Here is a 26,480-nt window from a genome sequence, read left to right as displayed (position 1 = left end):
ATATCGTTAACGCTCTTTTTCGGTCTCGGATGTTGCCGTCTGCGCCTCTTCTTCCTCTTTCTCTTTATCCTCTTTCACGGTGCGGCTCGCCGTTAGCAGGAACGGTGATTGCTGCCAGCGGGTGCGGCGGTCACGCAGCAGGGTACGCGTCAGAATAATGCCGATGGCCAGCGCCAGTAACATCATCAGGCGCAGGATGTTGGTGGTGTTATCCACCTGTCGCGATTCCGTTACCAGCACGTGGGTATCCAGCGTGACGCGCAGGAAGCCTTGCGGGCCATCTTTGCCTTCCAGCGGCTGCACAATTTGATGGTTGAAGTAGCTGCCGGCGCGTTTGCCATCCAGCGACAGGCGATCGCGTACATTAATGCTTTCACCGCTGTGCGCCACCAGGCTGCCATCATCGGCGTAAACGGAGGCATCAAGAATGCGGCTGTTGTCGGTCATCTGATTGAGGATCGCGGCAATCTGCGTGCGGTTATCGTCGCTGTTATCCATCAACGGTTTAAGGCTAAACGCCACCTGTTTAGTCAGGGTGCGCGCCAGTTCTTCCACTTGTTCAGAGCGTGCCATTTGATGGCCGAGGCTAAACCAGGATGCACCTTGCATCAGAACCACTAACAGAGCCAGCGAGATAAGAACAATCACCGTGCGATGCAGGCGAAATTTCAGTGCGGTTTTAACCATCAGAAACCCGTGTGATGTAACAGCAGAAAGGCTGGCAATTATGTTGCCAGAACCCGCGCAGACAAGGTAGCCTCTTGCGTGGTTTTGTTGTCCCTACAGGAGCTGTAATGCCAAATCGTCTTACCTGGTGCGATCTGCCCGCCGATGTTTCACTTTGGCCGGGTTTACCCCTTTCCCTCAGCGGTGATGAAGTGATGCCGCTGGATTACCGTGCCGGTCGAACTGGCTGGTTGCTGTATGGGCGCGGGCTCGATAAACAAAAACTCACCGATTATCAGCATAAGCTGGGTGCGGCGATGGTGATCGTTAGCGCCTGGAATGTCGATGAGTATCAGGTGATACGTCTGGCAGGCTCGCTGACGCCGCGCGCCAGCAAACTGGCGCATGAAGCCGGTTTTGATGTCGCGCCGCTTGGCAAAATCCCGCATCTGAAAACACCTGGCTTGCTGGTGATGGACATGGATTCCACCGCGATCCAGATTGAGTGCATCGATGAGATCGCCAAACTGGCGGGCTGCGGCGAGCAGGTGGCGGAAGTCACCGAACGCGCCATGCGTGGCGAACTGGACTTCAAAGCCAGCCTGCGCGAGCGCGTCGGCACTTTAGCGGGCGCCGATGCCAATATCCTAATGCAGGTGCGCGACGCGCTGCCGCTGATGCCAGGCTTAACCGCGCTGGTGCAGAAACTGCAGGCGCTGGGCTGGCAAGTGGCGATCGCCTCGGGCGGCTTCACCTTCTACGCCGACTATTTGTGCCAGACGCTGCATTTAGCTGCGGCGGTAGCCAACGAGCTGGAAATTCGCGACGGCAAGCTGACCGGCCAGGTGCTGGGACAGATTGTCGATGCCCAATTTAAAGCCGATACCCTGAACGATCTGGCCGAGCGCTTTAATATTGCCCCGGAACAAACCGTGGCGATTGGCGATGGTGCCAACGATCTGCCGATGATTAAAACGGCGGCGCTGGGTATCGCCTATCATGCTAAACCTAAAGTGAATGAGCAGACGGAAATCATCATCCGCCATGCTGACCTGATGGGCGTGTTCTGCATCCTGACCGGCAGCCTGATTCACGAAGAGCGTTAACAGAGGATTTGATTTGGCCAAAGCGGCAAAACGCGCCTTCGTTTGTAACGAATGCGGCGCTGATTATCCGCGCTGGCAGGGGCAATGCAGCGCCTGCCATGCGTGGAACACCATCACCGAGGTGCGCATTGCCGCCTCGCCTGCGGCGGCGCGTAACGAGCGTCTGAGCGGCTATGCCGGCGGCAATGCAGGCGTTAGCCGCGTGCAGAAGCTATCGGAGATCAGCCTCGAAGCCCTGCCGCGTTTCTCTACCAGTTTCAAAGAGTTCGACCGCGTACTGGGCGGCGGCGTGGTGCCGGGCAGCGCCATCTTGATTGGTGGTAATCCGGGTGCCGGTAAATCGACGCTGCTGCTGCAGGTAATGTGCAAGCTGGCGGAAGGGATGAAAACCCTGTACGTCACTGGCGAAGAATCACTGCAACAGGTCGCGATGCGCGCCCATCGTCTGGGATTACCCACCGAAAACCTCAACATGTTGTCGGAAACCAGCATCGAGCAGATCTGTCTGATCGCCGAGCAGGAGCAGCCGAAACTGATGGTGATCGACTCGATCCAGGTGATGCACATGGCAGAGATCCAATCTTCGCCAGGCAGCGTGGCGCAGGTGCGTGAAACGGCCGCTTACCTGACGCGCTTTGCCAAAACGCGCGGCGTGGCGATCATTATGGTCGGCCACGTCACCAAAGACGGTTCGCTGGCCGGCCCGAAAGTGCTGGAACACTGTATTGACTGTTCGGTGATGCTTGATGGCGATGCCGATTCCCGTTTCCGTACCTTGCGCAGCCATAAAAACCGCTTTGGCGCGGTGAATGAGCTCGGCGTGTTCGCCATGACCGAACAAGGCATGCGCGAAGTCAGCAATCCTTCAGCCATCTTCCTGTCGCGCGGTGATGAGATCACCTCGGGCAGCTCGGTGATGGTGCTGTGGGAAGGCACGCGTCCGCTGCTGGTCGAGATTCAGGCGCTGGTGGACCATTCGATGATGGGCAATCCACGCCGCGTCGCGGTGGGGCTGGAGCAGAATCGCCTGGCGATCCTGTTAGCGGTGCTGCATCGCCACGGCGGCTTGCAGATGGCGGATCAGGATGTGTTTGTTAACGTGGTCGGCGGCGTAAAAGTCACCGAAACCAGCGTCGATTTGGCGCTGCTGATGGCGATGGTATCGAGCTTCCGCGATCGTCCGCTGCCGCAGGATCTGGTTATCTTTGGCGAAGTGGGCCTTGCCGGCGAAATTCGCCCGGTGCCGAGCGGTCAGGAGCGGATTTCCGAAGCGGCGAAGCACGGCTTCAAGCGCGCCATCGTCCCGGCCGGTAATGCACCGAAGAAGCCGGTAGAAGGGATGAAGGTGTACAGCGCGAAGAAGCTGGCGGATGCGTTAGCGATTCTGGATGAGTTGTAAGTTTTACCGGTCGGCATGAATGCCGACCCTACGTTTGTAGGGTGCGCATTTTTGCGCACCGTCTTTAAGGCCGCACCGCCCTTTATTCCACGCAGGAGGCACGCAATGTCATCATTTGACTACCTGAAAACAGCCATTCGCCAGCAAGGCCACACGCTGCAGCAGGTTGCCGATGCCAGCGGAATGACCAAAGGCTACTTAAGCCAGCTGCTCAACGCCAAAATCAAAAGCCCGAGCGCGCAGAAGCTGGAAGCGCTGCACCGTTTTCTTGGCCTGGAATTTCCGCGCCGCGATAAAACCGTAGGCGTGGTGTTCGGTAAATTTTATCCGCTGCATACCGGCCATATTTATCTGATCCAGCGCGCCTGCAGTCAGGTAGATGAATTGCATATCATCATGGGCCACGACGATCCGCGCGATCGTGAACTGTTTGAAAACAGCGCCATGTCGCAGCAGCCGACCATCAGCGATCGATTACGCTGGTTGCTGCAAACCTTCAAATACCAGAAAAATATCCGCATCCATTCGTTCGATGAAGAGGGCATCGAACCTTATCCGCACGGCTGGGATGTGTGGAGCGGCGGCGTTAAAACCTTTCTGGCTGAGCAGGGCATCGAGCCGAATTGTGTCTACACCAGTGAAGAACCCGATGCCGCCATGTATGAGCAACACCTTGGCATTCCGGCGGTGGTGATCGATCCCAATCGATCCTTTATGAATATCAGCGGCGGCCAGATTCGTCAGGATCCGTTCCGTTACTGGGAATACATTCCAACCGAAGTGAAGCCGTTCTTCGTGCGCACCGTGGCGGTGCTGGGCGGCGAGTCGAGTGGCAAATCAACGCTGGTGAACAAGCTGGCGAATATCTTCAACACCACCAGCGCCTGGGAATATGGCCGCGATTATGTTTTCTCTCACCTCGGTGGCGACGAGATGGCGCTGCAGTATTCCGATTACGACAAAATCGCGCTAGGCCAGGCGCAGTACATCGACTTCGCCGTGAAGTACGCCAGTAAAGTTGCCTTTATCGATACCGATTTCATCACCACGCAGGCGTTTTGCCTCAAGTACGAAGGACGCGAGCACCCGTTTGTGCAGGCGTTAATTGATGAGTACCGTTTCGACCTGGTAATTTTGCTGGAAAATAACGTGCCCTGGGTGGCGGATGGACTGCGCAGCCTCGGCAGCTCCATGGATCGCCGCGAGTTCCAGACCATGCTGATCACCATGCTGCGTGAAAACAATATCGAGTTTGTTCACGTCAAAGAAGATGACTACGACACGCGCTTCCTGCGCTGCGTCGAGTTAGTGAAGCAGATGTTGGGCAGTTGATTCAGCCATAAAAAAAGGCGCCATGCGGCGCCTTTTTCACAGCAAAAGCCTTACTTCGTCATACGCTTGTACTTGATACGCTTCGGCTCCAGCGCATCGGCGCCGAGGGTGCGTTTCTTGTACTCTTCGTACTCAGTAAAGTTGCCTTCGAAGAACTCCACCTTACCTTCATCCTGATAATCGATGATGTGGGTGGCGATACGGTCGAGGAACCAACGGTCATGCGAGATCACCATGGCACAGCCAGGGAATTCCAGCAGGGCATTTTCCAGCGCGCGCAGAGTTTCGATGTCGAGGTCGTTGGTTGGTTCATCGAGCAGCAACAGGTTGCCGCCGACTTGCAGCAGCTTGGCGAGGTGCAGACGACCGCGCTCACCACCTGACAATTCACCAACGCGTTTGCCCTGATCGGTGCCTTTGAAGTTGAAACGACCAACGTAAGCACGGCTTGGCATCTCGGTGTTGCCCACGCGCATAATGTCCTGACCGCCAGACACTTCTTCAAACACGGTTTTGGAGTTGTCCATCGCGTCACGGAACTGATCAACCGACGCCAGCTTGACGGTTTCGCCCAGCTCGATGGTGCCGGAATCCGGTTGCTCCTGACCTGACATCATGCGGAACAGCGTAGATTTACCCGCGCCGTTCGGACCGATGATGCCGACAATAGCGCCTTTCGGTACCGAGAAGGTCAGATCATCGATCAGCACGCGATCGCCATACGATTTCTTCAGATTGGTCACTTCCAGCACTTTGTCGCCAAGGCGTGCGCCAGGTGGAATGAAGAGTTCGTTGGTTTCGTTACGCTTCTGGTAATCGGTGTTGTTCAGCTCTTCAAAGCGTGCCAGACGGGCTTTGCCCTTCGACTGACGGCCTTTCGCGCCTTGACGCACCCACTCCAGCTCTTTCTCGATAGATTTGCGACGCGCCGCTTCAGAAGACGCTTCCTGCGCCAGACGCTGATCTTTCTGCTCCAGCCAGGAAGAGTAGTTACCTTCCCACGGAATACCTTCGCCGCGGTCCAGCTCCAGAATCCAGCCAGCCACGTTATCCAGGAAGTAACGGTCGTGCGTGATCGCCACAACGGTGCCTTCGAAGTCATGCAGGAAGCGCTCGAGCCACGCCACGGATTCAGCATCCAGGTGGTTTGTCGGTTCGTCGAGCAGCAGCATGTCTGGCTTTTCCAGCAGCAGACGGCACAGCGCCACGCGACGCCGCTCACCACCGGAAAGGGTGGCGATTTTGGCATCCCAGTCTGGCAGACGCATCGCATCAGCCGCACGGTTCAGTTGGGTATCGAGGTTGTGACCATCATGCGCCTGGATCACTTCTTCCAGACGGCCCTGTTCAGCGGCCAGCTTATCGAAATCCGCATCGGGATCGGCATACAGCGCATAAACTTCGTCGAGACGCTTCAGCGCGCCAACCACTTCTGAAACCGCTTCTTCAACGGATTCACGCACGGTGTGCTCCGGGTTCAGCTGCGGTTCCTGCGGCAGATAACCCACATTGATGCCCGGCTGCGGGCGAGCTTCCCCTTCGATATCGGTATCGATACCGGCCATGATGCGCAGCAGCGTCGATTTACCCGAGCCGTTCAGGCCGAGTACACCGATTTTTGCTCCAGGGAAGAAGCTAAGAGAAATATTCTTCAGGATGTGACGCTTCGGCGGAACCACCTTGCCGACGCGATGCATGCTATAGACGAATTGAGCCACGTTGTATTGAGCCTTTTGGTCTGTGAGTTATGAACTTTAGGTACAGAAGTTTAGCCGTTTTCAGCCTTTATTCATACCCGTCATACTTCGGCTTGCCGCGGTCTTTATCGGTCACCCTAAATGGCGACCCTACAACACATCTGCACGCTTTTGTAGGGTCGCCATTTATGGTGACCACATGCAATATCATCAACTTATGGCAAACGCAGCGGGATGTTTTGTTGTGCCAGCCAGCTCTTCAGCGCCGGTTCGGGCGCGCTATCGCTGACCAGCAAATCAAAACGGCGCAGTTCAGCAATGCGCGCCGGCAGCACTTTGCCAAATTTACTGCTATCTGCCACTAACACGCGCTGACGTGCGCGCAGCATCGCGTGGTGCTTCATCGCCAGCTCGTTGATGTTGTAGCAGGTTGCGCCCTGTTCCTGATCGATACCTGCCGCTGAAATAAACGCCAGCGTCGGGCAGAGATCGTCGAGGATCGAATGCGCGCCAATCGGCGTAAACAGCGCGTTGTCGGCGTGGAACTCGCCTCCGCTCAGGATCACATTGCAGGCCGATTTCTCTTTCAGTGCCAGGAAGGTGTTCATCGCGCAACAGATGGCGGTGAACGGCAAGGTGTCAGGGATCGCATCCACGATGTACGGCAGCGTAGTGCCGCAATCAAAAAATACCGTGTCATTTTCACTGATCAGGTCCGCTGCAGCCTGCGCCAGGCGCTGTTTGCGTGCGGCGTTCTGACCGTGCTGATCGGAGATGAAATAGTGTCCAGCGTGGCTTTTCGGATCGCTAACGATATAGCCGCCCAGCAGCACCACGGTTGAAGCCGGTTCGGTGAGATCGCGGCGGATGGTCATTTCCGACACGCCCAGCAGCTGCGCCGCGTCTTTCAGATGCAGTTTATCGGTGCGTTTCAGCGCCTGGGCTAACTTGTGAATACGTTCGTCGCGCCGGGTTTCCATGATCATCTCTGCGTAATTAATCCTGAAGTCGAAGTAGCCTGGTCAAAAATCACGATAAATCTCACATATTTTAATGATTTGCGACGTATGCAGCAGGCCAGTTTTCAATCTTACCTGTAATGAGATCGGCCCGCAAACCTCACGCAGTGCCGCCAATATGTTGCCTTCTAGCCGCTTCGCTCGCCGCCAGGTTGCCTTCTCAATGTTGTTGCATTGTTAGAATAATAACATTCATTTCTATGAATGAATGGCTGTTTATCGGCTTTTTGTCATGATGTTGAGGTGTGAAATTTATCACATAATTAACTTTATTAACCTGATATTGTGATTTTAATAACATTATGACGTTAAAATTTCACCGGGAGAAAACAATGGATATTGCGGTTATTGGGTCAAATATGGTGGACCTCATTACCTATACCAATCAGTTGCCTAAAGCGGGCGAAACGCTGGAAGCACCTGATTTTGCTATCGGCTGTGGTGGCAAAGGTGCCAACCAGGCGGTGGCAGCGGCGAAAATGGGCGCCAGCGTGATGATGGTGAGCAAAGTCGGCGACGATCTGTTTGCGCCGAATACCGTGGCCAATCTGCAACAGCAGGGCGTTGATACCCGTTTCGTCACCACTGCGCCAGGTACTTCCAGCGGCGTGGCGCCGATCTTCGTTGACGATCAGTCGCAGAACCGCATTCTGATTATCAAAGGTGCCAACCAGCAGCTGAAACCGGCGGATATTGATGCCGCCGCCGAGGCGCTGAAAAGCTGCCAGCTGATCATCCTGCAACTGGAGATCCCACTGGAAACCGTGTACTACGCCATTGATTTTGCCCGTCAGCACCACATCAAAGTGATCCTCAATCCGGCACCGGCGGTAGCGGCTCTCAATATCGAATACGCCTGCAAATGCGACTTTTTCATGCCGAATGAAACCGAGCTGGAGATCCTCACCGGTATGCCGGTCACCACCGATGAAGAGGTGAAGCTGGCGGGGCAATCGCTGCTTAAACGTGGGCTGAAAAACCTGATCATCACGCTGGGCGGACGCGGTTCGCTGTGGATGTCTGGCGACAATGTGCATCAGGTTGCACCCACTGCGGTAAAAGCGGTGGACACCAGCGGCGCGGGCGATGCCTTTATCGGCTGCTTCGCCCACGAGCTGGTGAAAAGCGGCGATATCCCGGCCGCGATGGCGCAAGCCTCTGCTTATGCCGCCTGCAGCGTGACCGGTCGCGGCACGCAGCGCTCCTATCCCGACGCGGAAACCTTCCAGCGTTTTCTCAACGTTCACTGAGGTCGAGTTATGCAACCGAACATTGTTCAGCAATCTGATGGCTATCTGAATAAAACGCCGCTGTTCCAGTTCATTTTGCTCTCGTGCCTGTTCCCGTTGTGGGGCTGTGCGGCGAGTCTGAACGACATCCTGATCACCCAGTTCAAAAGCGTGTTCGCATTAAGCGATTTCGCCAGCGCGCTGGTGCAGAGTGCGTTCTACGGCGGCTACTTCCTGATCGCCATTCCGGCCTCGCTGGTGATCCGCAAAGCCACCTATAAACTGGCGATTTTGCTGGGACTGGCGCTGTATATCGTGGGCTGCGTGCTGTTCTATCCCGCTTCGCACATGGCGACCTACACCATGTTCCTTGCGGCGATTTTCGCCATCGCCATCGGTTTGAGCTTCCTCGAGACCGCCGCCAATACCTATAGCTCGATGATTGGTCATCGCGATCACGCCACGCTGCGCCTCAATATCAGCCAGACGTTCTATCCAGTCGGTGCGCTGATGGGCATCGTGCTGGGCAAATATCTGGTGTTCCAGGAGGGTGACAGCCTGGAAAGTCAGCTGGCGGGCATGAACGCTGAACAGGCGCATGCGTTCCGTCTCACCATGCTGGAGCACACGCTGGAACCGTACAAATATCTGGTGATGGTTTTGGTGGTGGTGATGCTGCTGTTCCTGTTCACCCGCTATCCGCGCTGCAAGCCGGAAAGTAGTGAAAAATCCCTGCCGTCGCTCGGCGAGACCTTCCGCTATCTGGCGGCGAATCGTCACTTCAAACGCGGCATCGTGGCGCAGTTCCTGTATGTCGGCATGCAGGTGGCGGTATGGTCGTTCACCATTCGTCTGGCGCTGACGCTTGGCGCGATCAATGAACGTCATGCCTCTAACTTTATGATTTATAGCTTTATCGGCTTCTTTATCGGTAAATTTATCGCCAACTTCCTGATGACACGCTTCCGTGCGGAGAAAGTGTTGATTGCCTACTCGCTGCTGGGCGTTCTCGCGCTGGCGTATGTGATGTTTGTGCCGAACTTTACCGCCGTGTATGCCGCCATCTTTGTCAGTGCGCTGTTTGGTCCGTGCTGGGCGACGATCTACGCCGGTACGCTGGCGACTGTCGATAACAAATACACCGAAGTGGCGGGCGCATTTATCGTGATGTCGATTGTCGGTGCCGCCTTTATTCCAGCGATTCAGGGCTTCGTCTCAGATCATCTGGGATCGATGCAGCTGGCGTTCGGCGTTTCGCTGCTGTGCTTCGCCTGGGTGGGTTACTTCTTCTGGGGCGAGCTGCGTCATAAAAAGCAGGCGGAAGCGGCCGGTCGTTTAGTCGAGGAGATGCCATGAAAACCCGTTTACCGTTACGTCGTGAGCAGTTTCACGAAACGCCCGCTACGCTGCTGCGCAACGAAACGTTCCACGTCGAGCTGTTTCGCTATCCAGCCGGCGTGGAAGCGGTGCGCATCAGCAACCCACGCGGCACGGTAATCGTGCTGCCGTTTTACGGTCAGATGGTGTGGGACGCCAACTTTGACGGCCATTCGCTGACCATGGGCCACAGCTTTAAGCAGCCGCTGCCCGGCAGTTCGATTATTGATACTTATGGCTGCTTTGCTTTCCACTCCGGGTTGCTGGCTAACGGCTGCCCGGCAGAAGATGACGATCATCCGCTGCACGGCGAAATGGCCTGCGCGCGCATGGACAGCGCATGGATGGTGCTGGAGGAGGATCGCGTGTCGCTGGAAGGCGAAACCGAGTACGTGAAGGGCTTCGGCCATCACTATCTCGCCGAACCGGCGGTGCGCCTTGAGGCCAATGCGGCGCGTCTGCACATTGAGATGAACGTCACCAACCTGGCGGGCGCGCCGATGCCGCTGCAGTATATGTGTCATCTGAACAGCGCCTGGCTGGATCAAGGCCGTTTCCAACAGTCGATTCCCACCGATGCGTTCCAGCTGCGCAGCTCGATCCCGGCACACGTCAAGCCTACGCCGCAGTGGCGTGCGTATACCGATCAGCTGGCGCGCGAACCGCAAGCATTTCAGCAGTTGGATCAGCCGGAAATGTGCGACCCGGAGATCGTGTTCTTTGCGGACGATCTCCAGCAGTACGGCGATGAGATGCAGTTCGAACTGCACTCACCGCAGGGTTTTGCCCTGATGACGCGCTTCTCCAGCCAGCAATTCCCGCACGCCACGCGCTGGATGCTGCATAACCGCGATCAGCAGGTCGCCGCCTATGTGCTGCCGTCAACCTGCCGCCCGGAAGGTTTTAAAGCAGCGCAGCGCGCCGGCACGCTGATTGAGCTGGCACCTGGCGAACAGCGCCATTTCAGCGTTGAAACCGGTATTTTGTAATCCCATTCCATGCACAATTCGTAGGGTCGCCATTTATGGCGACCTGGTCTCCAGGTGCGCATTAATGCGCACCCTACATAAACCGCACCTCAGGTTTGTAGGGGCGCCATTCATGGCGACCTGGTCTCCAGGTGCGCATTAATGCGCATCCTATAAACCGCACCTCAGATTTGTAGGGGCGCCATTTATGGCGACCTGGTTTCCAGGTGCGCATGAATGCGCACCCTACGAAAAACGGTGCAACTAAATCGCCACTAACCCGCGTACGCCGTCGGCTTCCATGCTTGAACCGGCGCCGCGCTGCACGATCTCGCCGCGCGACATCACCAGATAACTGTCGGCCAGTTCGGCGGCGAAATCGTAAAACTGCTCCACCAGCAGGATCGCCATATCGCCGCGCTGCGCCAGCTGGCGGATCACCGCGCCGATCTCTTTGATCACCGACGGCTGGATCCCTTCGGTCGGTTCATCGAGGATCAACAGCTTTGGTGAACAGGCGAGGGCGCGGCCAATCGCCAATTGCTGCTGTTGTCCGCCCGACAGATCGCCGCCGCGGCGTGCTTTCATCTCACGTAGCACCGGGAACAGTTGATAGATCTCCTCCGGCACCGCTTTGGCCTGTGCGCCAGAAAAACGCGCCAGCCCCATCAGCAGATTCTCTTCCACCGTCAGACGCGGGAAAATTTCGCGCCCCTGCGGCACATAAGCGATGCCCGCCTGCACGCGCTGATGCGGTTTGCGGCTGTTGATCACTTTATCCTGCCAGCGAATCTCGCCAGACTTGGCCGGAATCAGCCCCATTAAACATTTCAGCAGCGTGGTTTTGCCCACGCCGTTACGTCCCAGCAGGCAGGTAATTTCACCCGGTTTCGCTTCAAACGACAGCCCGCGCAGAATGTGGCTGCCGCCGTAATATTGATTCAGTTCCGCGACTTGCAGCATGTTAGCGCCCCAGATAAACGTCGATAACCCGATCGTCCGCCTGCACTTCGCGTAACGATCCCTCAGCCAAAACCTGGCCCTGATGCAGCACGGTGACGTGATCGGCAATGGTTTCAACAAAGCCCATGTCGTGCTCGACCACCATCAGCGAATGCTTACCGGCGAGGCTGCGAAACAGCTCGGCGGTGTACTCGGTTTCGGCATCGGTCATGCCGGCCGCCGGTTCATCCAGCAGCAGCAAATGCGGGTCCTGCACCAGCAGCATGCCGATTTCCAGAAACTGCTTCTGACCGTGCGACAGCAAACCGGCTTTGCGCTGGCGTTCGCCGCCCAACCGCAGCAGTTTCAGCACCTCATCAATGCGATCCTGCTGCTCGCCGTTCAGTCGCGCACGCAGGCTGGCCCACACTGATTTGTCATTTTTCAGCGCGATTTCCAGATTCTCAAACACTGTTAGCGCTTCGAAAACCGTGGGTTTCTGGAATTTGCGTCCAATACCGGCACGCGCGATCTCCACCGGCGACATTTTGCTGAGATCGGTATCTTGGTCGTAGATCACCTGGCCATTATCCGGCCGGGTTTTACCGGTGATCACATCCATCAGCGTGGTTTTTCCCGCGCCGTTGGGGCCGATCACGCAGCGCAACTCGCCCACGCCGATCTTTAGTGAGAGATCGGTTAGCGCGCGGAAACCGTCGAACGACACGTTGATCTTATCCAGCTGCAATACCGGATCGGTTTGTTCACGATGGCGATCCGCTGGATGAGGTTGGGTAAACAGGTGTTCAGTCATCACGCCTCCGGCGCAGCAGGCCAATCACGCCACGCGGCAGGAACAGCGTGACCAGGATAAACATCAGACCAAGGAAGAACAGCCAATATTCCGGGAAGGCGACGGTGAACCAGCTTTTGGCACCGTTGACAATGGCGGCACCAAGCAACGGACCAATCAAGGTGCCGCGTCCGCCCAGCGCCACCCAAATCGCCGCTTCAATTGAGTTGGTCGGCGACATTTCGCTGGGATTGATAATGCCGACCTGCGGCACATAGAGCGCGCCCGCCAGCCCGCACAGCACCGCCGAAAGCGTCCAGACAAACAGCTTGAAGCCTTTGGGATCGTAACCGACGAACATCAGGCGGTTCTCCGCATCGCGCACGGCGGTCAGCACGCGGCCAAACTTGCTGCGTGCCAGCGCGAAGCCAATGCCGAGGCTCACCAACAACAGCAGCACCGTGGCGACAAACAGCCCGATGCGCGTGCCGGTCGCGGTGACGTTAAAGCCGAGCAGCGTGGTGAAGCCGGTGAAGCCGTTGTTGCCGCCGAAGCCGGTTTCGTTGCGGAAAAACAGCAGCATGCCGGCGTAGGTCAGCGCCTGCGTCATGATCGAGAAGTAGACGCCTTTGATTTTCGAGCGGAAGGCGAAGAAGCCAAACACCAGCGCCAGCAAACCCGGCACCAGCATGATCAGGCATAGCGCCCAGGCAAAATGTTGCGTGCCCGCCCAGAACCATGGCAGCTCGTTCCATGAGAGGAAAGACATAAACGCGGGTAAGCCGTCGCCGGAGGCCTGACGCATCAAATACATGCCCATCGCATAGCCGCCGAGCGCGAAGAACAGGCCGTGACCCAGCGACAGCAGCCCGGCGTATCCCCACACCAAATCCAGCGCCACCGCGACCACGGCGTAACAGAGAATTTTGCCGACCAGCGTCAGCGTGTAGGTAGAGATCGCCAACGGATGCGTGGCGGGCAGCAGGGCGCAGAACGGCAGCACCAGCAATAGCGCGGTGATCACCACGCCAAGGCTTATAGTCAGGCGCGGTGCTTTGCGCGCAATGGTTAACGTCATTGGCTGGCTCATCAGTCAATCACCCTCCCTTTGAAGGCAAACAGGCCCTGCGGACGTTTCTGGATAAACAACACGATCAGCACGAGGATGAGGATTTTGCCGAGCACCGCGCCAATCTGCGGCTCCAGCACTTTGTTAAGAATGCCGAGACCAAAGGCCGCCACCACGGTGCCCGCCAGTTGGCCGACGCCGCCCAGCACTACCACGAGGAAGGAGTCGATGATGTAGCCCTGACCGAGCTCCGGCCCGACGTTGCCAAGCTGCGACAGCGCCACGCCGCCGAGTCCAGCAATGCCAGAACCGAGGCCAAACGCCAGCATATCGATGCGTCCGGTCGGCACGCCGCAGCAGTCGGCCATCGCGCGGTTCTGCGTTACGGCCCGCACGCTAAGGCCGAGGCGGGTTTTATTCAGCAGCAGCCAGGTGAGGCCCAGCACGGCAAACACAAACAGGATCACCGCGATACGGTTGTAAGGCAGCACCAGATTGGGCAGCAGCTGCAGCCCGCCGGAGAGCCAGCCTGGGTTAGCCACCTCCAGGTTCTGCGCGCCAAACAGCATGCGCACCAGTTGAATCAGCATCAGGCTGATGCCCCAGGTTGCGAGCAGTGTTTCCAGCGGACGTCCGTACAGATGGCGGATGATGGTGCGCTCCAGCAGCATGCCCATACAGGCGGTGACCAGAAACGCCACCGGCAGCGCCAGCAGCGGATACCACGCCAGCCACTGCGGTGCGAACTGCTGGAACAGGCTTTGCACAAACCAGGTGGCGTAAGCGCCCAGCATCAACATTTCGCCGTGCGCCATGTTGATCACGCCCAGCAAACCGTAGGTGATGGCGAGGCCCAGCGCCGCTAATAACAAGATCGAACCCAGCGATAAGCCGGTAAACGCCTGACCGAGCAGATCGCCCCACATCAGACGCTGTTTAATCTGCTTCAGGCTGGCAGCGGCGGCGTCACGCACGTTGGCATCGGGCTCATTGCTGGCCTGAGTTAAGCGTGTGAGGTTGGCCTGCATGTTGGGATCGCTGGATTCGCCGAGCAGTTTGACGGCTTTGAGGCGCAGCGCGGCATCCGGGCTGGCGAGTTGCAGGTTGGCCGCTGCCATGAGCAGCACGTCGTGCACTTTCGCGTCTTTTTCCAGCGCGAGACGCTGCTCAATCAGCGGCAGCATGTCGGCGACGCCATCGTTTTGCAGTTGTTGTGCGGCGCGTAAACGGATCGCGGCATCGTCGCTCACCAGCTGGTGGGCGGCGAGGGCGCTGGCGATCAGCACGCGCAGGCGGTTATTCATGAACAGCTTTTTGGTGTCGCCGCTGGGCTGCTGCGCGCTGTCGAGCGGCTGCAGCGTATCGCCCTGTTTGCTGAACGGCTGCTGTTTTTGGTCGATGACCACGGTTTCATTGCGCAGCGCCTGCAGCAGCGGCAAGCGACTGGCCTGCGGTGCGGCGGCCCACTGCTGGAGCAGCGTAGCTTGTTGCGTGCGGCTGGCGGCCGCGAAGTCTGCGCCATCGCCCGCCTGGGCGAGCCAGGGCAGCAGTAACAGCAGACAGCAGAGATAACGGCGGATTGTCATGGTTCTGGCCCTGATGGTTGAGGTACGGATGGTGCAGCCATGATGAAGGTCGCCATAAATGGCGACCCTACTCTTTACTGCGTTGATTTCACCGGATGATCAGGCTTCTTATCGTTACCCGCGATGTACGGGCTCCACGGCTGGGCGCGTACCGGTTGCTGGGTCTGCCACACCACATTGAACTGACCGTTCTCTTCCACTTCGCCAATCATTACTGGCTTGTGCAGGTGATGGTTGGTTTTATCCATGGTCAGGGTGAAACCGTCTGGCGCTTTGAAAGTTTGTCCCGCCATCGCCGCGCGCACTTTGTCCACATCGGTGGTGCCCGCTTTCTCTACCGCCTGCGCCCACATATGCAGGCCAACGTAGGTCGCTTCCATCGGATCGTTGGTCACCACGGTGTTAGCGTTCGGTAAGTTGTGCGCCTTGGCGTATGCGCGGTAATCCGCAACAAATTTGGCGTTGGTTGGGTTATCCACTGACTCGAAGTAGTTCCACGCCGCTAACTGTCCGACCAGCGGTTTAGTATCGATGCCGCGCAGTTCTTCCTCGCCGACCGAGAAGGCGATCACGGGAATATCCGTGGCTTTGATGCCCTGGTTGGCCAGCTCTTTGTAGAACGGCACGTTGGAGTCGCCGTTGATGGTGGAGATCACCGCGGTTTTGCCACCGGCAGAGAACTTCTTGATGTTGGAGACGATGGTCTGATAATCGCTGTAACCAAACGGCGTATAGACCTCTTCGATGTCTTTATCCTGTACACCTTTGGTGTGCAGGAAGGCGCGCAGAATCTTGTTGGTGGTACGCGGATAGACGTAATCGGTGCCCAGCAGGAAGAAGCGTTTCGCACTGCCGCCATCTTCACTCATCAGGTATTCCACCGCCGGAATCGCCTGCTGGTTCGGCGCGGCACCGGTATAGAACACGTTCGGCGACATCTCTTCACCTTCATACTGCACCGGATAGAACAGCAGGCCGTTCAGCTCCTCAAACACCGGCAGCACCGATTTACGCGATACCGAGGTCCAGCAGCCAAACACCGCCGCCACTTTGTCCTGGGTCAGCAACTGGCGCGCTTTCTCAGCAAACAGCGGCCAGTTAGAAGCCGGATCGACCACCACCGGTTCCAGCTTTTTGCCCAGCACGCCGCCTTTGGCGTTGATCTCATCGATAGTCATCAGCGCCACATCCTTCAGCGGCGTTTCGGAGATCGCCATGGTGCCGGAGAGCGAGGACATAATGCCCACCTTGATGGTGTCAGCAGCCTGTGCCGCGAAGGCAAAGCTCATGCTGGCAACAGAGGCAGAGAGCGCGAAAGCCTTGAGCAACGAACGTCTTTTCATCAGTAAACCCCTCACTATGTTTGTATTGTTATTCAATGGGTTGAAGTCGAGCCTGCTGTAACATATGCAATGTGATCTTTCTGACCTCTGCCTTACTGACGGCGATGTGGTCGGTTAAAATGCGCTGCGCCTCCTCGGTTTGTTGCTGGAAAATCGCCCGTAAAATCTGAGCGTGCTCGCGGTATGTCGCCTCCATTCGGTCGTCACGGGTAAAATCGAGACGGCGAATGATGCGGATTTTTTCGGTCAGTTCGGCGTGGATGCGCGCCATCTCCTGATTGCCAGCGGCGGCCACCAGCGCCATGTGAAAAGCTTCATCCTGCGCCGAAACGGCTTTGCCATCGGCCAGCGGCGGCGCATCGATCCAGAATCTTTTCAGCGCGGTCAGCATGTCAATGCACTGCGGTGCGGGCAGCGCGCACAAGCGGCGCACCGCTTCGCACTCCAGCACGGTACGGAAGTCGTACAGCTCTTCGAAATATTCGAAGTCGAACGGCTTCACCTGCCAGCCGCTGCGGAACCACACTTCGACGTAGCCCTCGCGCTCCAGCCAGAACAGCGCCTGACGCACCGGCGTGCGGCTGACTTCCAGCCGATCGGCGATTTCGTTTTCGCTGAAGCGGTCGCCCGGCATCAGGCGGAACTCAAAAATGTCCTGCTTCAGCGCCTGATAAACCTTCTCGGCCAGCGCTTCCGGACGACCTTTGCTACGAGGGCTCGTGTTCATGCAAACTCCTTATTCCAGCCACAGCAGGGCATCGCCCGGACTCACCGGACGTCCTGCCTGGCAGGCAATGCGTTTCACCGTTCCTGCCTGCGGCGCGGCAATCGCCAGTTCCATTTTCATCGCTTCCACGATGATCAGCGTTTGACCGGCTTCCACTGCGTCGCCCGGCTGCACCAGCACTTTCCAGATGTTGCCGTTCATATCGGCGCACACCGCCAGCGCATCGTCGTCGGCTTCAGCCACCACCAACGTCTCTTCGCTGGTGAGCGGCGCGTTCTGCTCTTCCTGCGCCCACAGCGTCACTTCCTGCTCGAAGGCGGCGGACTGACGCTGACGGAAATCGCTGATCGACGCGGCGTTTTCCGCGAGGAATTGATGATGAGCGGCGAAGTCGAATACCGTTTCTTCGATGCGCACCGAGGCGCGGCCTTCGCGGAAGTCATCGCGCAGCTGCGTCAGTTCGTCTTCCGTTACCGGGTAGAAGCGCACCTGATCGAAGAAGTGCAGCAGCCAAGGCTCGTCGGCCGCGAACTGATGGTTTTTGAGGAATTTGTTCCAGATTGGCAGCGTGCGGCCTACCAGTTGATAGCCGCCAGGTGAATCCATGCCGTAAATGCACATGTACATGCCGCCAATGCCAACAGTGCCTTCAGCGGTAAAGGTGCGCGCCGGGCTGTATTTGGAGCTCAGCAGGCGATGGCGTGGATCGATCGGTACCGCGCAGGGCGCGCCGAGATAGACATCACCAAGGCCGAGAATCAGATAGCTGGCATCGAAAATCGTGTCGCGCACCGCTTCACGGCTCGCTAAGCCATTAATACGCTGGATAAAGTCGACGTTATTTGGCAGCCACGGCGCGCTGGCACGCACGGTTTCTTGATAGCGTTCAACCGCGCCTAGCGTGGCGCTGTCTTCGAAGGCCATCGGCAACCAGACAATGCGCGACGGCACTTTCAACTGGCTGACATCGCCGAGCCCGGCTTCCAGTTCCAGCAGCAGCTGCATCAGCTGTTTCTGGCTGAGAATCAGGCTGTCGTAGCGCACCTGCAAAGAGCGCACGCCCGGCGACAGCTCTTCCACGCCCGGCACCGCGCGTTCACGCAATGCATTCATCAATAGATGCACGCGCAGACGCAGCGCCAGATCCAGCACGTTATCGCCGTACTCAATCAGCACATATTTGTCGCCCGCCTGGCGATAAACCGCCGCTGGCGTGGTTGCCGTGGCGGGGAGCGCCGCCAGCAAGGTGGCGGAACCGATAGCGCTGGCCGCTAAAGAGGGCACTTCAAAGGCTGGCGCGTGGCTGCTGCGCAGGGTGGCCACGCTGTGCGCCTGGGCTTTTTCCAGCGCCACCGCTTCGTCGGCGCTGATCGGGTGGAAGCGGATTTTATCGCCCGGTTTCACCTGGCCAACTTTCCACAGTTCAGCTTTGGCGATGGTTACCGGGCAGACGAAGCCGCCGAGGCTTGGGCCGTCGTGCGTCAGGATCACCGGGAAGTCGCCAGTGAAGTTCACCGCGCCGATGGCGTATTCGCAGTCATGCACGTTGGAGGGATGCAGACCGGCTTCGCCGCCGTTGGCGCGCGTCCACGTCGGTTTCGGGCCAACCAAACGCACGCCGAGGCGGTTGGAGTTATAGTGCACCTGCCAGTCGCTGGCAAAGAACTCATCAATCGCCGCCTGGGTGAAGAAATCCGGTGCGCCGTGCGGTCCATACAGCACACCGATGCGCCATTCCGTACCGTAATGCGGCACCAGCGCATGATCGAGCGCCTGCGGTGCGCTGACAGGTGCGGGCGTGGTGCAGGCGGCGAGCTGCGGCTGGGAGATTGGCAGCATGTCGGCGATGCGCAAGGTGCGTCCGGCGTGGCCGCCAAACTGACCGAGCGAGAAGGTGGAGCGGCTGCCGAGATATTCCGGCACGTCGAACCCGTTGCGCACCGCTAAGTAGGTGCGACAGCCGCTCTGCGCACGGCCCAGCGTCAGCGTTTGTCCTGCTTTGACGCTAACGGGCTGCCAGTACGCAACGCTTGCGCCATCGACGTCGGCTGGGCAATCGGCGCCTGTTAAGGCAATCACCGCATCGCTGTGGAAGCGCAGCGTGGGGCCTTGCAGGGTGAATTCCAGACCAGCGGCGCTGTCGTGGTTGCCGACAATGCGGTTGGCGAGGCGGAAGGCGAAATCGTCCATTGGGCCGGACGGCGGCACGCCGATATCCCAGTAGCCGAGGCGGCCAGGGAAATCCTGAATGCTGCTGAAGGTGCCGGGTTGCAGCACTTCAATCACGCTGGCGGCTGGCGTGAAGCTATCAAGGAAACGCGTCCAGACTTTGCCGCTGCGGAAGGCGTCGGTGGCGACAATCTGGCGCAGATAATCGAGGTTGGTGGCGATGCCATGCAGTTGGGTAGCGGCCAGCGCCTGCTGCATCTTTTCCAGTGCCGCTGCGCGCGTGTCGGCATGCACGATCAGCTTGGCGACCATCGGATCGTAGTAGGCTGAGACTTCGGTACCGGTATCGATCCAGCCATCGACGCGCACATCATCCGGAAAACAGACGCCGGTCAACACACCCGGACTTGGCTGGAAGTTTTTCAGCGGATCTTCAGCGTAGATACGCACTTCAATCGATGCGCCTTGCGGAGCCTGTTGCAGGCGCGCCCAGTCGATGGCATCGCCAGACGCCACTTTCAACATGCACTCAACCAGGTCGAGGCCGGTAACGCATTCGGTCACCGGATGCTCAACCTGCAAACGGGTGTTCACCTCGAGGAAGTAGAAAGCATCTTGCTCAGCGTCGTAGATGTATTCCACCGTTCCGGCGCTGCGATAGTTCACGAGTTCGCCGAGGCGAACGGCGGAAGAGAGCAGCGCTTCACGTGTTGCCTGCGGCAGATTCGGTGCCGGCGTCTCTTCCACCACTTTTTGGTTGCGGCGCTGCAACGAGCAGTCGCGTTCGCCGAGCGCGATCACTTTGCCGCTGCCGTCGCCAAAAATCTGCACTTCGACGTGGCGCGCGCGGTCGATGCAGCGTTCGAGAAATACGCCCGCATCGCTGAAGAACTGCTCGCCCAGACGGCGCACGCTCTCCCACGCATTGCCCAGCGCATCGGCGTCGGCGCAGCGCGTCAGGCCAATGCCGCCGCCGCCCGCCGTACTTTTCAGCATCACCGGATAGCCGATGGTGTCGGCGGCGCTTAAGGCTTCTTCCAGCGAACTCAGCAGCGGCGTTCCCGGCGTCATCGGCACGCCCGCGCTGGCGGCTAACTCACGCGCGCGGTGTTTCAGGCCAAACTCGCCAATCTGTTGCGCGGTCGGGCCGACAAAGGCGATACCGGCTTTTTCACAGGCGTCGGCAAACGGCAGACTTTCTGACAGGAAACCGTAGCCCGGCCAGATGGCTTCCGCGCCGGTTTCCTGTGCGGCGGCGAGGATTTTATCGATGCGTAAATAGCTATCGCTGGCTTTGTCGCCGCCGAGGGCGATGGCGACGTCTGCCTCTTTGACGTGGCGCGCGTTGCGATCGGCATCGGAATAGACGGCAACGCTTTTCACGCCGAGGCGTTTTAAGGTGCGAATGGCGCGGCAGGCGATTTCGCCACGGTTAGCAATCAGAACGGTGCTGAACATGCTTATTTACTCCCCTGAGATGCCAGCCAGTTGCGCCAGCCGCCAAATTCGGTAATTTCCAGCGCCTGCGACAGCACGGCCGGTTCACAGATAAAGCCTTTGACGATGCGACCGTCGGCCAGCGTCAGCGAGCCAATGCCGAGCGGCGCCGGGATTTCCGCCACGAACTCGCCAAAGCGCGCCAGCGGGATATCCCACAGTTCCACAGTGATCGCCGCACCGCTGTCGCCACGCAGCAGGCCCGGCTTCTTAATCGGGCCATCGAGCAGGGCGAACAGGCGGTAATTGCTGGCGGTTTGTGTCTCTTCGACTAAAACCGCCTGGCGTGTTGTGAGCTGGAAGTTGAGCGGCATGCCGGTGAGATGCGCGCCCACCACCGCCACGCGCACGTGATCGGCGGAAACCGGCAATGCGTCTTGTTGAGCAGGCTGCGCTTTGCCGGTGGCACCGAGCGGCAGCGCCATCTGCTGCTGCCAGCGCAGACCAAAACCGGCCAGCGCACGATCCTGCCAGGCAGGCGCAATCAGCGTGATGCCGGCGGGCAAACCATCGGCACGGAACGGCGCAGGCAGCGCCAGCGCGCTGAGATCGGCGAGGTTGGTAAAGTTGGTGTAGGTGCCGAACTGCGAGTTGTAATGCACCGGCTCTTGCTGCATCTCGGCCAGCGTATGGATGGTTGGCGAGGTGGGCACCACCAGCGCATCGAACTGCGCCAGCGTTTGCTGAATCTGGCGCGTCAGTTCGGCGCGCAGATATTCCGCCTGATAGGCTTCGACCGCAGTGTATTTCAGGCCGCTGCTGACGATGCCGTACACCACCGGATCCATCTCTTCCGGACGATTGATCATCTCGCCCACCGCCACGGTGCGTTCGGCAACCCACGGACCGTAATAGAGCTGCTCGGCGAGTTGATGGAATAGTGAAAAGTCGATCGGATGCAGCGTTGCGCCGCCAGCCTGCAATTGCTCCAGCGCCGCCAGCCAAGCGGCTTCGGCCTGTTTGTCGCCGAAGAACTCGGGCGTGGCGGGAATGGCGAAATCGGGCTGCGCTTTGAAGCTGGCTGGTGCGGTGTGCGGATTGCTGCGCGAATAGGCATCGCCCGCGTCATAGCCGCCCGCTGCGGTTGCCACGGCATAGGCATCTTCGACCGTTAACGCGAACACGGAAATGGTGTCATTGAGGCGGCAAGCCGGTACCACGCCGCTGGCGGAGAACCAGCCTTTGGTCGGTTTGAGGCCAACAATGTTGTTGAAACCGGCGGGCACGCGGCCCGAACCGGCGGTGTCGGTGCCGAGCGAGAAGCCCACCAGACCGCGCGCCAACACCGACGCTGAACCTGAGCTGGAGCCGCCGCTGACGTAATCAGGATTGAAGGTGTTGCTCACCGCGCCAAACGGCGAACGCGTGCCGACTAAGCCGGTGGCGTATTGGTCGAGGTTGGTTTTGCCAATCACCACCGCGCCTGCTGCTTTGAGCTGCGCGACGACAAAGGCATCGGCTTCGGCGGTGTAGGTGAAGGCCGGGCAGGCGGCGCTGGTTGGCCAGCCAGCGACATCAATATTATCTTTTACCGCAAACGGCACGCCGAATAGCGGTAACGCGGCCGGATTGCGCTGATAACTCGCCAGCAGCGGTTCAATTTGTGCCTGCAGCTGCGCGGGCGTGGCGAGATAGAGCCAGGCGTTATCCTGCGCGTCGATTGCGTCGAGATGGGCCGCCAGCAAGGCGGTAATTTGTTGTGGATCCTGTTGGTAACTGCGTTGCCAATCCTGGAGCGTAAAGCCAAAGGTCGATGCCATGAGTGAATTCCAACTGGTATACAAGATGGAATTCAACAGAGCAAAGCGCGTGCCATTTTTGTAAGCCGATGAAACCGCGTAGTTAATTGATGTGTAATAAGTTTTTCTGATGATAAATTGCACAGCGGCGGCGCAAACGCTGCGCAATGGCGGTGCGCGAGCGTAAATTTTGTGAAGAACATGGCAAGAGACGGTTGGCCTGGTTAGCATGAAGGATGTCTGGCATGAGCTGGATCGCAGCACTGAGAGGAGAGCGTAATGGAGAAGTGGCGTTACTGGATGCTAGGGATCTGTCTGGTCAGCACGGCCAGCAGCGTATGGGCCGATTCGCTGGATCAGCAGCGACAGCGCTATGCGCAAATCAAGCAAGCCTGGGATAACAAACAGATGGACCAGGTGACGCAGCTGATGCCGACGCTGCAGGATTATCCGCTCTACCCGTATCTGCAATATCGCCTGCTGGCGCAGGATCTCGATCAAGAGACGCCGCTGGCGGTGAAGAACTTTATTCAACAATATCCCACGCTGCCACCGGCGCGCTCGCTCTCAACGCGCTTTGTGAATGTGCTGGCGAACCGTCAGGATTGGCAGGGCGTGCTGAGTTTCAGCCCGGAGGAACCCAAGCCGGTGCAGGCGCGCTGTAACTGGTATTACGCCAAATGGGCCACCGGGCAGCAGCAGGCGGCGTTTGCCGGTGCGAAAGAGATTTGGCTGCGCGGCACCGCGTTACCGAACGACTGTGACAAGCTATTCTCGGTATGGCAGGCCAGCGGGCAACTCTCGCCGATCACCATCCTCGAGCGCATCCGTCTGGCGATGAAAGCCGGTAACGACAGCCTGGTGAATTACCTGGCGAAAATGCTGCCAGCGGATTATCAAACCACCGCCAGCGCGCTGATTGCGCTGCAGCAGAATCCGCAAACCGTCACTACCTTTGCCAGCACTATGGGGCCAACCGATTTCACCCGCATGGCGACCAGCTACGCCTTCGCCCGCGTGGCGCGTGAGGACATGGACAACGCGCGCATGATGATCCCGCAACTGGTGCAGGCGCAGAAGATGAGCCAGGCCGATGAGCAGGATCTGAAAGAGACCGTGGTGTGGCGCATGATGGGCGCGGATCTCACCAGCGAGCAGGCGCGCTGGCGTGATGCGGTGGTGATGAACAGCGAATCCACCGCGCTGGTGGAGCGTCGCGTACGTTTGGCGCTGAGCCAGAACGATCGTCGTGGTCTTAATACCTGGATCGCGCGTTTGCCGGTGGAAGCCAAAGAGAAAGATGAGTGGCAATACTGGCAGGCGGATTTGCTGATTTCGCAGGGCCGTAAAGAGGAAGCCAACGATATTCTGCGTAAGCTGATGCAGGCGCGCGGCTTCTATCCGATGGTCGCGGCGCAGCGTTTGGGCGTGGAGTATCCGTTGCAGGTCGATAAGGCACCGGCAGCTGACAGCACCGTGACGCAAGGCGCGGAAATGGCGCGCGTGCGTGAGCTGATGTATTGGGGATTGGATAACCTGGCGCGCAGTGAATGGGCCAATCTGATCTCCAGCAAAACCCGTTCGCAGCAGCAGATGCTGGCGCGTTACGCCAACGAGCAGGATTGGTGGGATCTCAGCGTGCAGGCCACCATTACTGCAAAAATGTGGGATAGCCTGAAAGAGCGCTTCCCGCTGGCGTGGCAAAACCTTTATCAGGAATACACCAGCGACAAAGGCATTCCGCAGAGTTATGCGATGGCGATTTCGCGTCAGGAGAGCGCGTGGAACCCGAAAGCGCGTTCACCGGTGGGTGCCAGCGGACTGATGCAGGTGATGCCTGGCACGGCGACGCATACCGTGAAGATGTATAACATTCCCGGCTATGTGAACAGCAGCCAGCTGCTGGACCCGCAGACCAATATTCAGATCGGGACGCAGTATCTGGAGTATGTCTATCAGCAGTTTGGTCAGAACCGCATCTTCTCTACGGCCGCCTATAACGCTGGTCCGGGACGCGTGCGCAGCTGGCAGAAAACCAGCGGCGGTAATCTGGATGCGGTGGCGTTTATCGAAACCATTCCGTTCTCAGAAACGCGTGGCTACGTGAAAAACGTGCTGGCCTACGATGCCTATTACCGCTACTTCATGGGCAAGCCGGACAAGATTCTCGCCGACAGTGAGTGGAATCGCCAGTATTGACTGTGCTATGCTTCCGTACTCGTTAATGAGTACGGAAGCCCTTCATGAGCCAACCCCTTTCTTCCCAGCCGGAATCGGCTCAGCCTGTTGAAGATAACTGGCTGCGTTTTATCGAACTGATGCAAAACGCTTTTGCCGATGGCGTAGCGCTGCCGTTATTACAACTGATGATGACGCCGGATGAACGTGAATCCTACGGGACGCGTTTGCGCATTATTGAAGAGTTGATGAGTGGCGAGATGAGCCAGCGTGAACTGAAGAATGAGTTGGGCGTGGGTATCGCCACCATTACGCGTGGCTCTAACAGCCTGAAAGAGGCGCCGCCAGAGCTGAAACGCTGGCTGGAAGCGCGTCTTGGCCGCGATTAACGTTGGCTGTACAGCGGATGCGTGAACGGACACAGCGCCAGAATCAACGCCTGATGGTAGACGCTGGAGCGGCTCAGCAGGCCGTGGGTTAAGGCTCCAATCGCGCCGCCTTTGTGTTTGATATTTTCCACGCCGGTTAAGCGTGCCATCTCATCACCCAATTCATGCCCGGCAGCTAAGCCTGCCACGACAATCGGCGGCAGCGTAAAGCTGGCCGAACGTGATTCTCCGCGCTGCTGCGCGTTTTCAATCACCATCCACGCAAAGGCGCAATCGCCTTCAATGCCCGCTTCAATTGCCACCCAGTAATCGGCCTGTGGACGCGCCTGACGTGCGTTCTCTACCCGCTGGCGTGCGCCAGTTCGCGTTTCAACATCACTAAGTGGCTGGGCTGCGACGCCGCTCTCGACCTCAACCCCTTCGATGTGGCAGGATCCTTCGCCGAAAACGTCGTTGAACGCCTGAGCAATCGCGCGAATTTTTGCCGGGTTGATGGTGGCTGCGACAACATGGTACATAATTGTTTGAACCCTCGAGGCAAATTTGTCGCAGTATAACGGAAATTAAGCATGCTACAGGTCTATCTTGTTCGTCACGGTGAAACGGTATGGAATGCGGCCCGACGCATTCAGGGGCAGTCTGACAGCCCGTTAACGGAAAAAGGTGAGCAGCAGGCGCATCAGGTGGGCGAGCGGGTGAAATCGCTGGGCATTACTCACGTGATTGCCAGCGATTTGGGACGTACGCGTCGTACGGCAGAGATTATCGCCGACGCGTGTGGCTGCACCGTTACGCTCGATGCGCGGCTGCGCGAGTTGAATATGGGCTGCCTGGAACAACGTCCACTCGACGGCTTGACCGAAGAAGAGGAAAACTGGCGCAAAACGCTGGTGGATGGCACCACGGCGGGGCGTATTCCGGGTGGTGAATCGATGGCGGAAATGGCAGCGCGTATGCACGAAGCGCTGAATGCGCTGCTCGAGCTGCCTGCAGGTAGCCGTCCGCTGATTGTCAGCCACGGTATGGCGCTGGGCGTGCTGGTCAGCACTATTCTCGGTTTGCCTGCGCATGCGGAGCGTCGTTTGCGTCTGCGTAACTGCTCGATTTCACGCGTGGATCATCAGCAGAGCGCGTGGCTGGCGGCCGGTTGGGTGGTTGAGACGGCGGGCGATGTGTCGCATCTGGATGCGCCTGCGCTGGATGAGTTGCAGCGTTGATCGGATGTGATGAATAAAGAGGTCGCCATGAATGGCGA

21 protein-coding genes are annotated in these 26,480 nt (G+C 58.3%); 9 read left to right on the top strand and 12 right to left on the bottom strand.

From position 1 onward, the window contains the following. Positions 1 to 6: 6 nt before the first annotated feature. A complete protein-coding gene (locus FHW71_RS11810) occupies positions 7 to 687 on the bottom strand; it encodes a YtjB family periplasmic protein (RefSeq protein WP_179451934.1) in 681 nt (226 codons plus the stop codon). Between the two features lie 107 nt (positions 688 to 794). On the opposite strand from FHW71_RS11810, the gene serB reads away from it, so the two are divergent. The 3 genes from serB to nadR all read left to right on the top strand — a co-directional run bounded on the left by serB (position 795) and on the right by nadR (position 4,503). Further along, positions 795 to 1,772 carry a phosphoserine phosphatase gene (gene serB / locus FHW71_RS11805; protein WP_179451935.1) on the top strand — a complete coding sequence of 326 codons (978 nt, stop codon included), beginning with the start codon at positions 795 to 797 and terminating at the stop codon, positions 1,770 to 1,772. Positions 1,773 to 1,785: 13 nt separating this feature from the next. Further along, positions 1,786 to 3,171 (top strand): DNA repair protein RadA, encoded by a 1,386-nt coding sequence (gene radA, locus FHW71_RS11800; protein WP_007886867.1) that lies wholly within the window; start codon positions 1,786 to 1,788, stop codon positions 3,169 to 3,171. Positions 3,172 to 3,276: 105 nt separating this feature from the next. Then, positions 3,277 to 4,503, top strand: a complete 1,227-nt coding sequence (gene nadR, locus FHW71_RS11795; protein ID WP_008101769.1) for a multifunctional transcriptional regulator/nicotinamide-nucleotide adenylyltransferase/ribosylnicotinamide kinase NadR — start codon at positions 3,277 to 3,279, stop codon at positions 4,501 to 4,503. Between the two features lie 50 nt (positions 4,504 to 4,553). Here the strand turns inward: nadR and ettA are convergent, their stop codons facing one another. After that, the gene (gene ettA / locus FHW71_RS11790; RefSeq protein WP_008101764.1) at positions 4,554 to 6,221 is read right to left on the bottom strand and encodes an energy-dependent translational throttle protein EttA; all 1,668 of its coding nucleotides are present in this window, start codon (positions 6,219 to 6,221) and stop codon (positions 4,554 to 4,556) included. A 194-nt stretch (positions 6,222 to 6,415) separates the two neighbouring features. After that, positions 6,416 to 7,180 (bottom strand): DNA-binding transcriptional repressor DeoR, encoded by a 765-nt coding sequence (deoR, locus tag FHW71_RS11785; protein ID WP_179451936.1) that lies wholly within the window; start codon positions 7,178 to 7,180, stop codon positions 6,416 to 6,418. A gap of 371 nt (positions 7,181 to 7,551) precedes the next feature. On the opposite strand from deoR, the gene rbsK reads away from it, so the two are divergent. Genes rbsK through FHW71_RS11770 form a run of 3 tightly spaced genes read left to right on the top strand, consistent with a single transcriptional unit; the run spans position 7,552 to position 10,814 of the window. Further along, on the top strand, positions 7,552 to 8,469 hold the full coding sequence (gene rbsK / locus FHW71_RS11780; RefSeq protein WP_061718179.1) for a ribokinase: 918 nt from the start codon (positions 7,552 to 7,554) through the stop codon (positions 8,467 to 8,469). Positions 8,470 to 8,478: 9 nt separating this feature from the next. Beyond that, positions 8,479 to 9,804, top strand: coding sequence for an L-fucose:H+ symporter permease (gene fucP, locus FHW71_RS11775; RefSeq protein ID WP_008101752.1), 1,326 nt, complete (start codon positions 8,479 to 8,481; stop codon positions 9,802 to 9,804). Further along, positions 9,801 to 10,814 (top strand): aldose 1-epimerase family protein, encoded by a 1,014-nt coding sequence (locus FHW71_RS11770; protein WP_179451937.1) that lies wholly within the window; start codon positions 9,801 to 9,803, stop codon positions 10,812 to 10,814. The genes fucP and FHW71_RS11770 overlap by 4 nt, the downstream gene beginning before the upstream one ends. 243 nt (positions 10,815 to 11,057) lie before the next feature. Here the strand turns inward: FHW71_RS11770 and urtE are convergent, their stop codons facing one another. The 8 genes from urtE to atzF all read right to left on the bottom strand — a co-directional run bounded on the left by urtE (position 11,058) and on the right by atzF (position 22,679). Continuing rightward, positions 11,058 to 11,756, bottom strand: coding sequence for an urea ABC transporter ATP-binding subunit UrtE (gene urtE / locus FHW71_RS11765; protein ID WP_008108711.1), 699 nt, complete (start codon positions 11,754 to 11,756; stop codon positions 11,058 to 11,060). 1 nt (position 11,757) lies between these two features. Further along, the gene (gene urtD, locus FHW71_RS11760; RefSeq protein WP_179451938.1) at positions 11,758 to 12,549 is read right to left on the bottom strand and encodes an urea ABC transporter ATP-binding protein UrtD; all 792 of its coding nucleotides are present in this window, start codon (positions 12,547 to 12,549) and stop codon (positions 11,758 to 11,760) included. Then, positions 12,542 to 13,618 (bottom strand): urea ABC transporter permease subunit UrtC, encoded by a 1,077-nt coding sequence (urtC, locus tag FHW71_RS11755; protein ID WP_008108709.1) that lies wholly within the window; start codon positions 13,616 to 13,618, stop codon positions 12,542 to 12,544. Before urtC ends, urtD begins: the two co-directional genes overlap by 8 nt. Then, positions 13,618 to 15,183: an urea ABC transporter permease subunit UrtB gene (gene urtB, locus FHW71_RS11750; protein ID WP_179451939.1), complete on the bottom strand. Its 1,566-nt coding sequence runs from the start codon at positions 15,181 to 15,183 to the stop codon at positions 13,618 to 13,620. The genes urtC and urtB overlap by 1 nt, the downstream gene beginning before the upstream one ends. Positions 15,184 to 15,257: 74 nt before the next feature. Continuing rightward, positions 15,258 to 16,526 (bottom strand): urea ABC transporter substrate-binding protein, encoded by a 1,269-nt coding sequence (gene urtA / locus FHW71_RS11745; RefSeq protein WP_179451940.1) that lies wholly within the window; start codon positions 16,524 to 16,526, stop codon positions 15,258 to 15,260. A gap of 28 nt (positions 16,527 to 16,554) precedes the next feature. Beyond that, positions 16,555 to 17,253: a GntR family transcriptional regulator gene (locus FHW71_RS11740; RefSeq protein WP_179451941.1), complete on the bottom strand. Its 699-nt coding sequence runs from the start codon at positions 17,251 to 17,253 to the stop codon at positions 16,555 to 16,557. Between the two features lie 9 nt (positions 17,254 to 17,262). Next, the gene (uca, locus tag FHW71_RS11735; protein WP_179451942.1) at positions 17,263 to 20,880 is read right to left on the bottom strand and encodes an urea carboxylase; all 3,618 of its coding nucleotides are present in this window, start codon (positions 20,878 to 20,880) and stop codon (positions 17,263 to 17,265) included. Positions 20,881 to 20,882: 2 nt separating this feature from the next. Beyond that, complete coding sequence (gene atzF / locus FHW71_RS11730; protein ID WP_179451943.1) at positions 20,883 to 22,679, bottom strand: allophanate hydrolase; 1,797 nt, start codon at positions 22,677 to 22,679, stop codon at positions 20,883 to 20,885. A 258-nt stretch (positions 22,680 to 22,937) separates the two neighbouring features. Between atzF and sltY the strand changes: the two genes are divergently transcribed. Continuing rightward, complete coding sequence (sltY, locus tag FHW71_RS11725) at positions 22,938 to 24,857, top strand: murein transglycosylase (RefSeq protein WP_179451944.1); 1,920 nt, start codon at positions 22,938 to 22,940, stop codon at positions 24,855 to 24,857. Between the two features lie 44 nt (positions 24,858 to 24,901). Continuing rightward, the gene (gene trpR, locus FHW71_RS11720) at positions 24,902 to 25,225 is read left to right on the top strand and encodes a trp operon repressor (RefSeq protein WP_008108696.1); all 324 of its coding nucleotides are present in this window, start codon (positions 24,902 to 24,904) and stop codon (positions 25,223 to 25,225) included. Here trpR and yjjX read toward each other — a convergent pair. Then, on the bottom strand, positions 25,222 to 25,743 hold the full coding sequence (gene yjjX, locus FHW71_RS11715; RefSeq protein ID WP_008108694.1) for an inosine/xanthosine triphosphatase: 522 nt from the start codon (positions 25,741 to 25,743) through the stop codon (positions 25,222 to 25,224). The genes trpR and yjjX overlap by 4 nt on opposite strands. A 51-nt stretch (positions 25,744 to 25,794) precedes the next feature. On the opposite strand from yjjX, the gene gpmB reads away from it, so the two are divergent. After that, a complete protein-coding gene (gene gpmB, locus FHW71_RS11710; RefSeq protein WP_061718168.1) occupies positions 25,795 to 26,442 on the top strand; it encodes a 2,3-diphosphoglycerate-dependent phosphoglycerate mutase GpmB in 648 nt (215 codons plus the stop codon). Positions 26,443 to 26,480 lie beyond the last annotated feature (38 nt).

The organism is Enterobacter sp. Sphag1F, assembly GCF_014193275.1.
In the GTDB taxonomy this organism is placed as follows: Bacteria; Pseudomonadota; Gammaproteobacteria; order Enterobacterales; family Enterobacteriaceae; genus Pantoea; species Pantoea symbiotica.
This window is presented reverse-complemented; position numbering and strand designations above follow the sequence as displayed.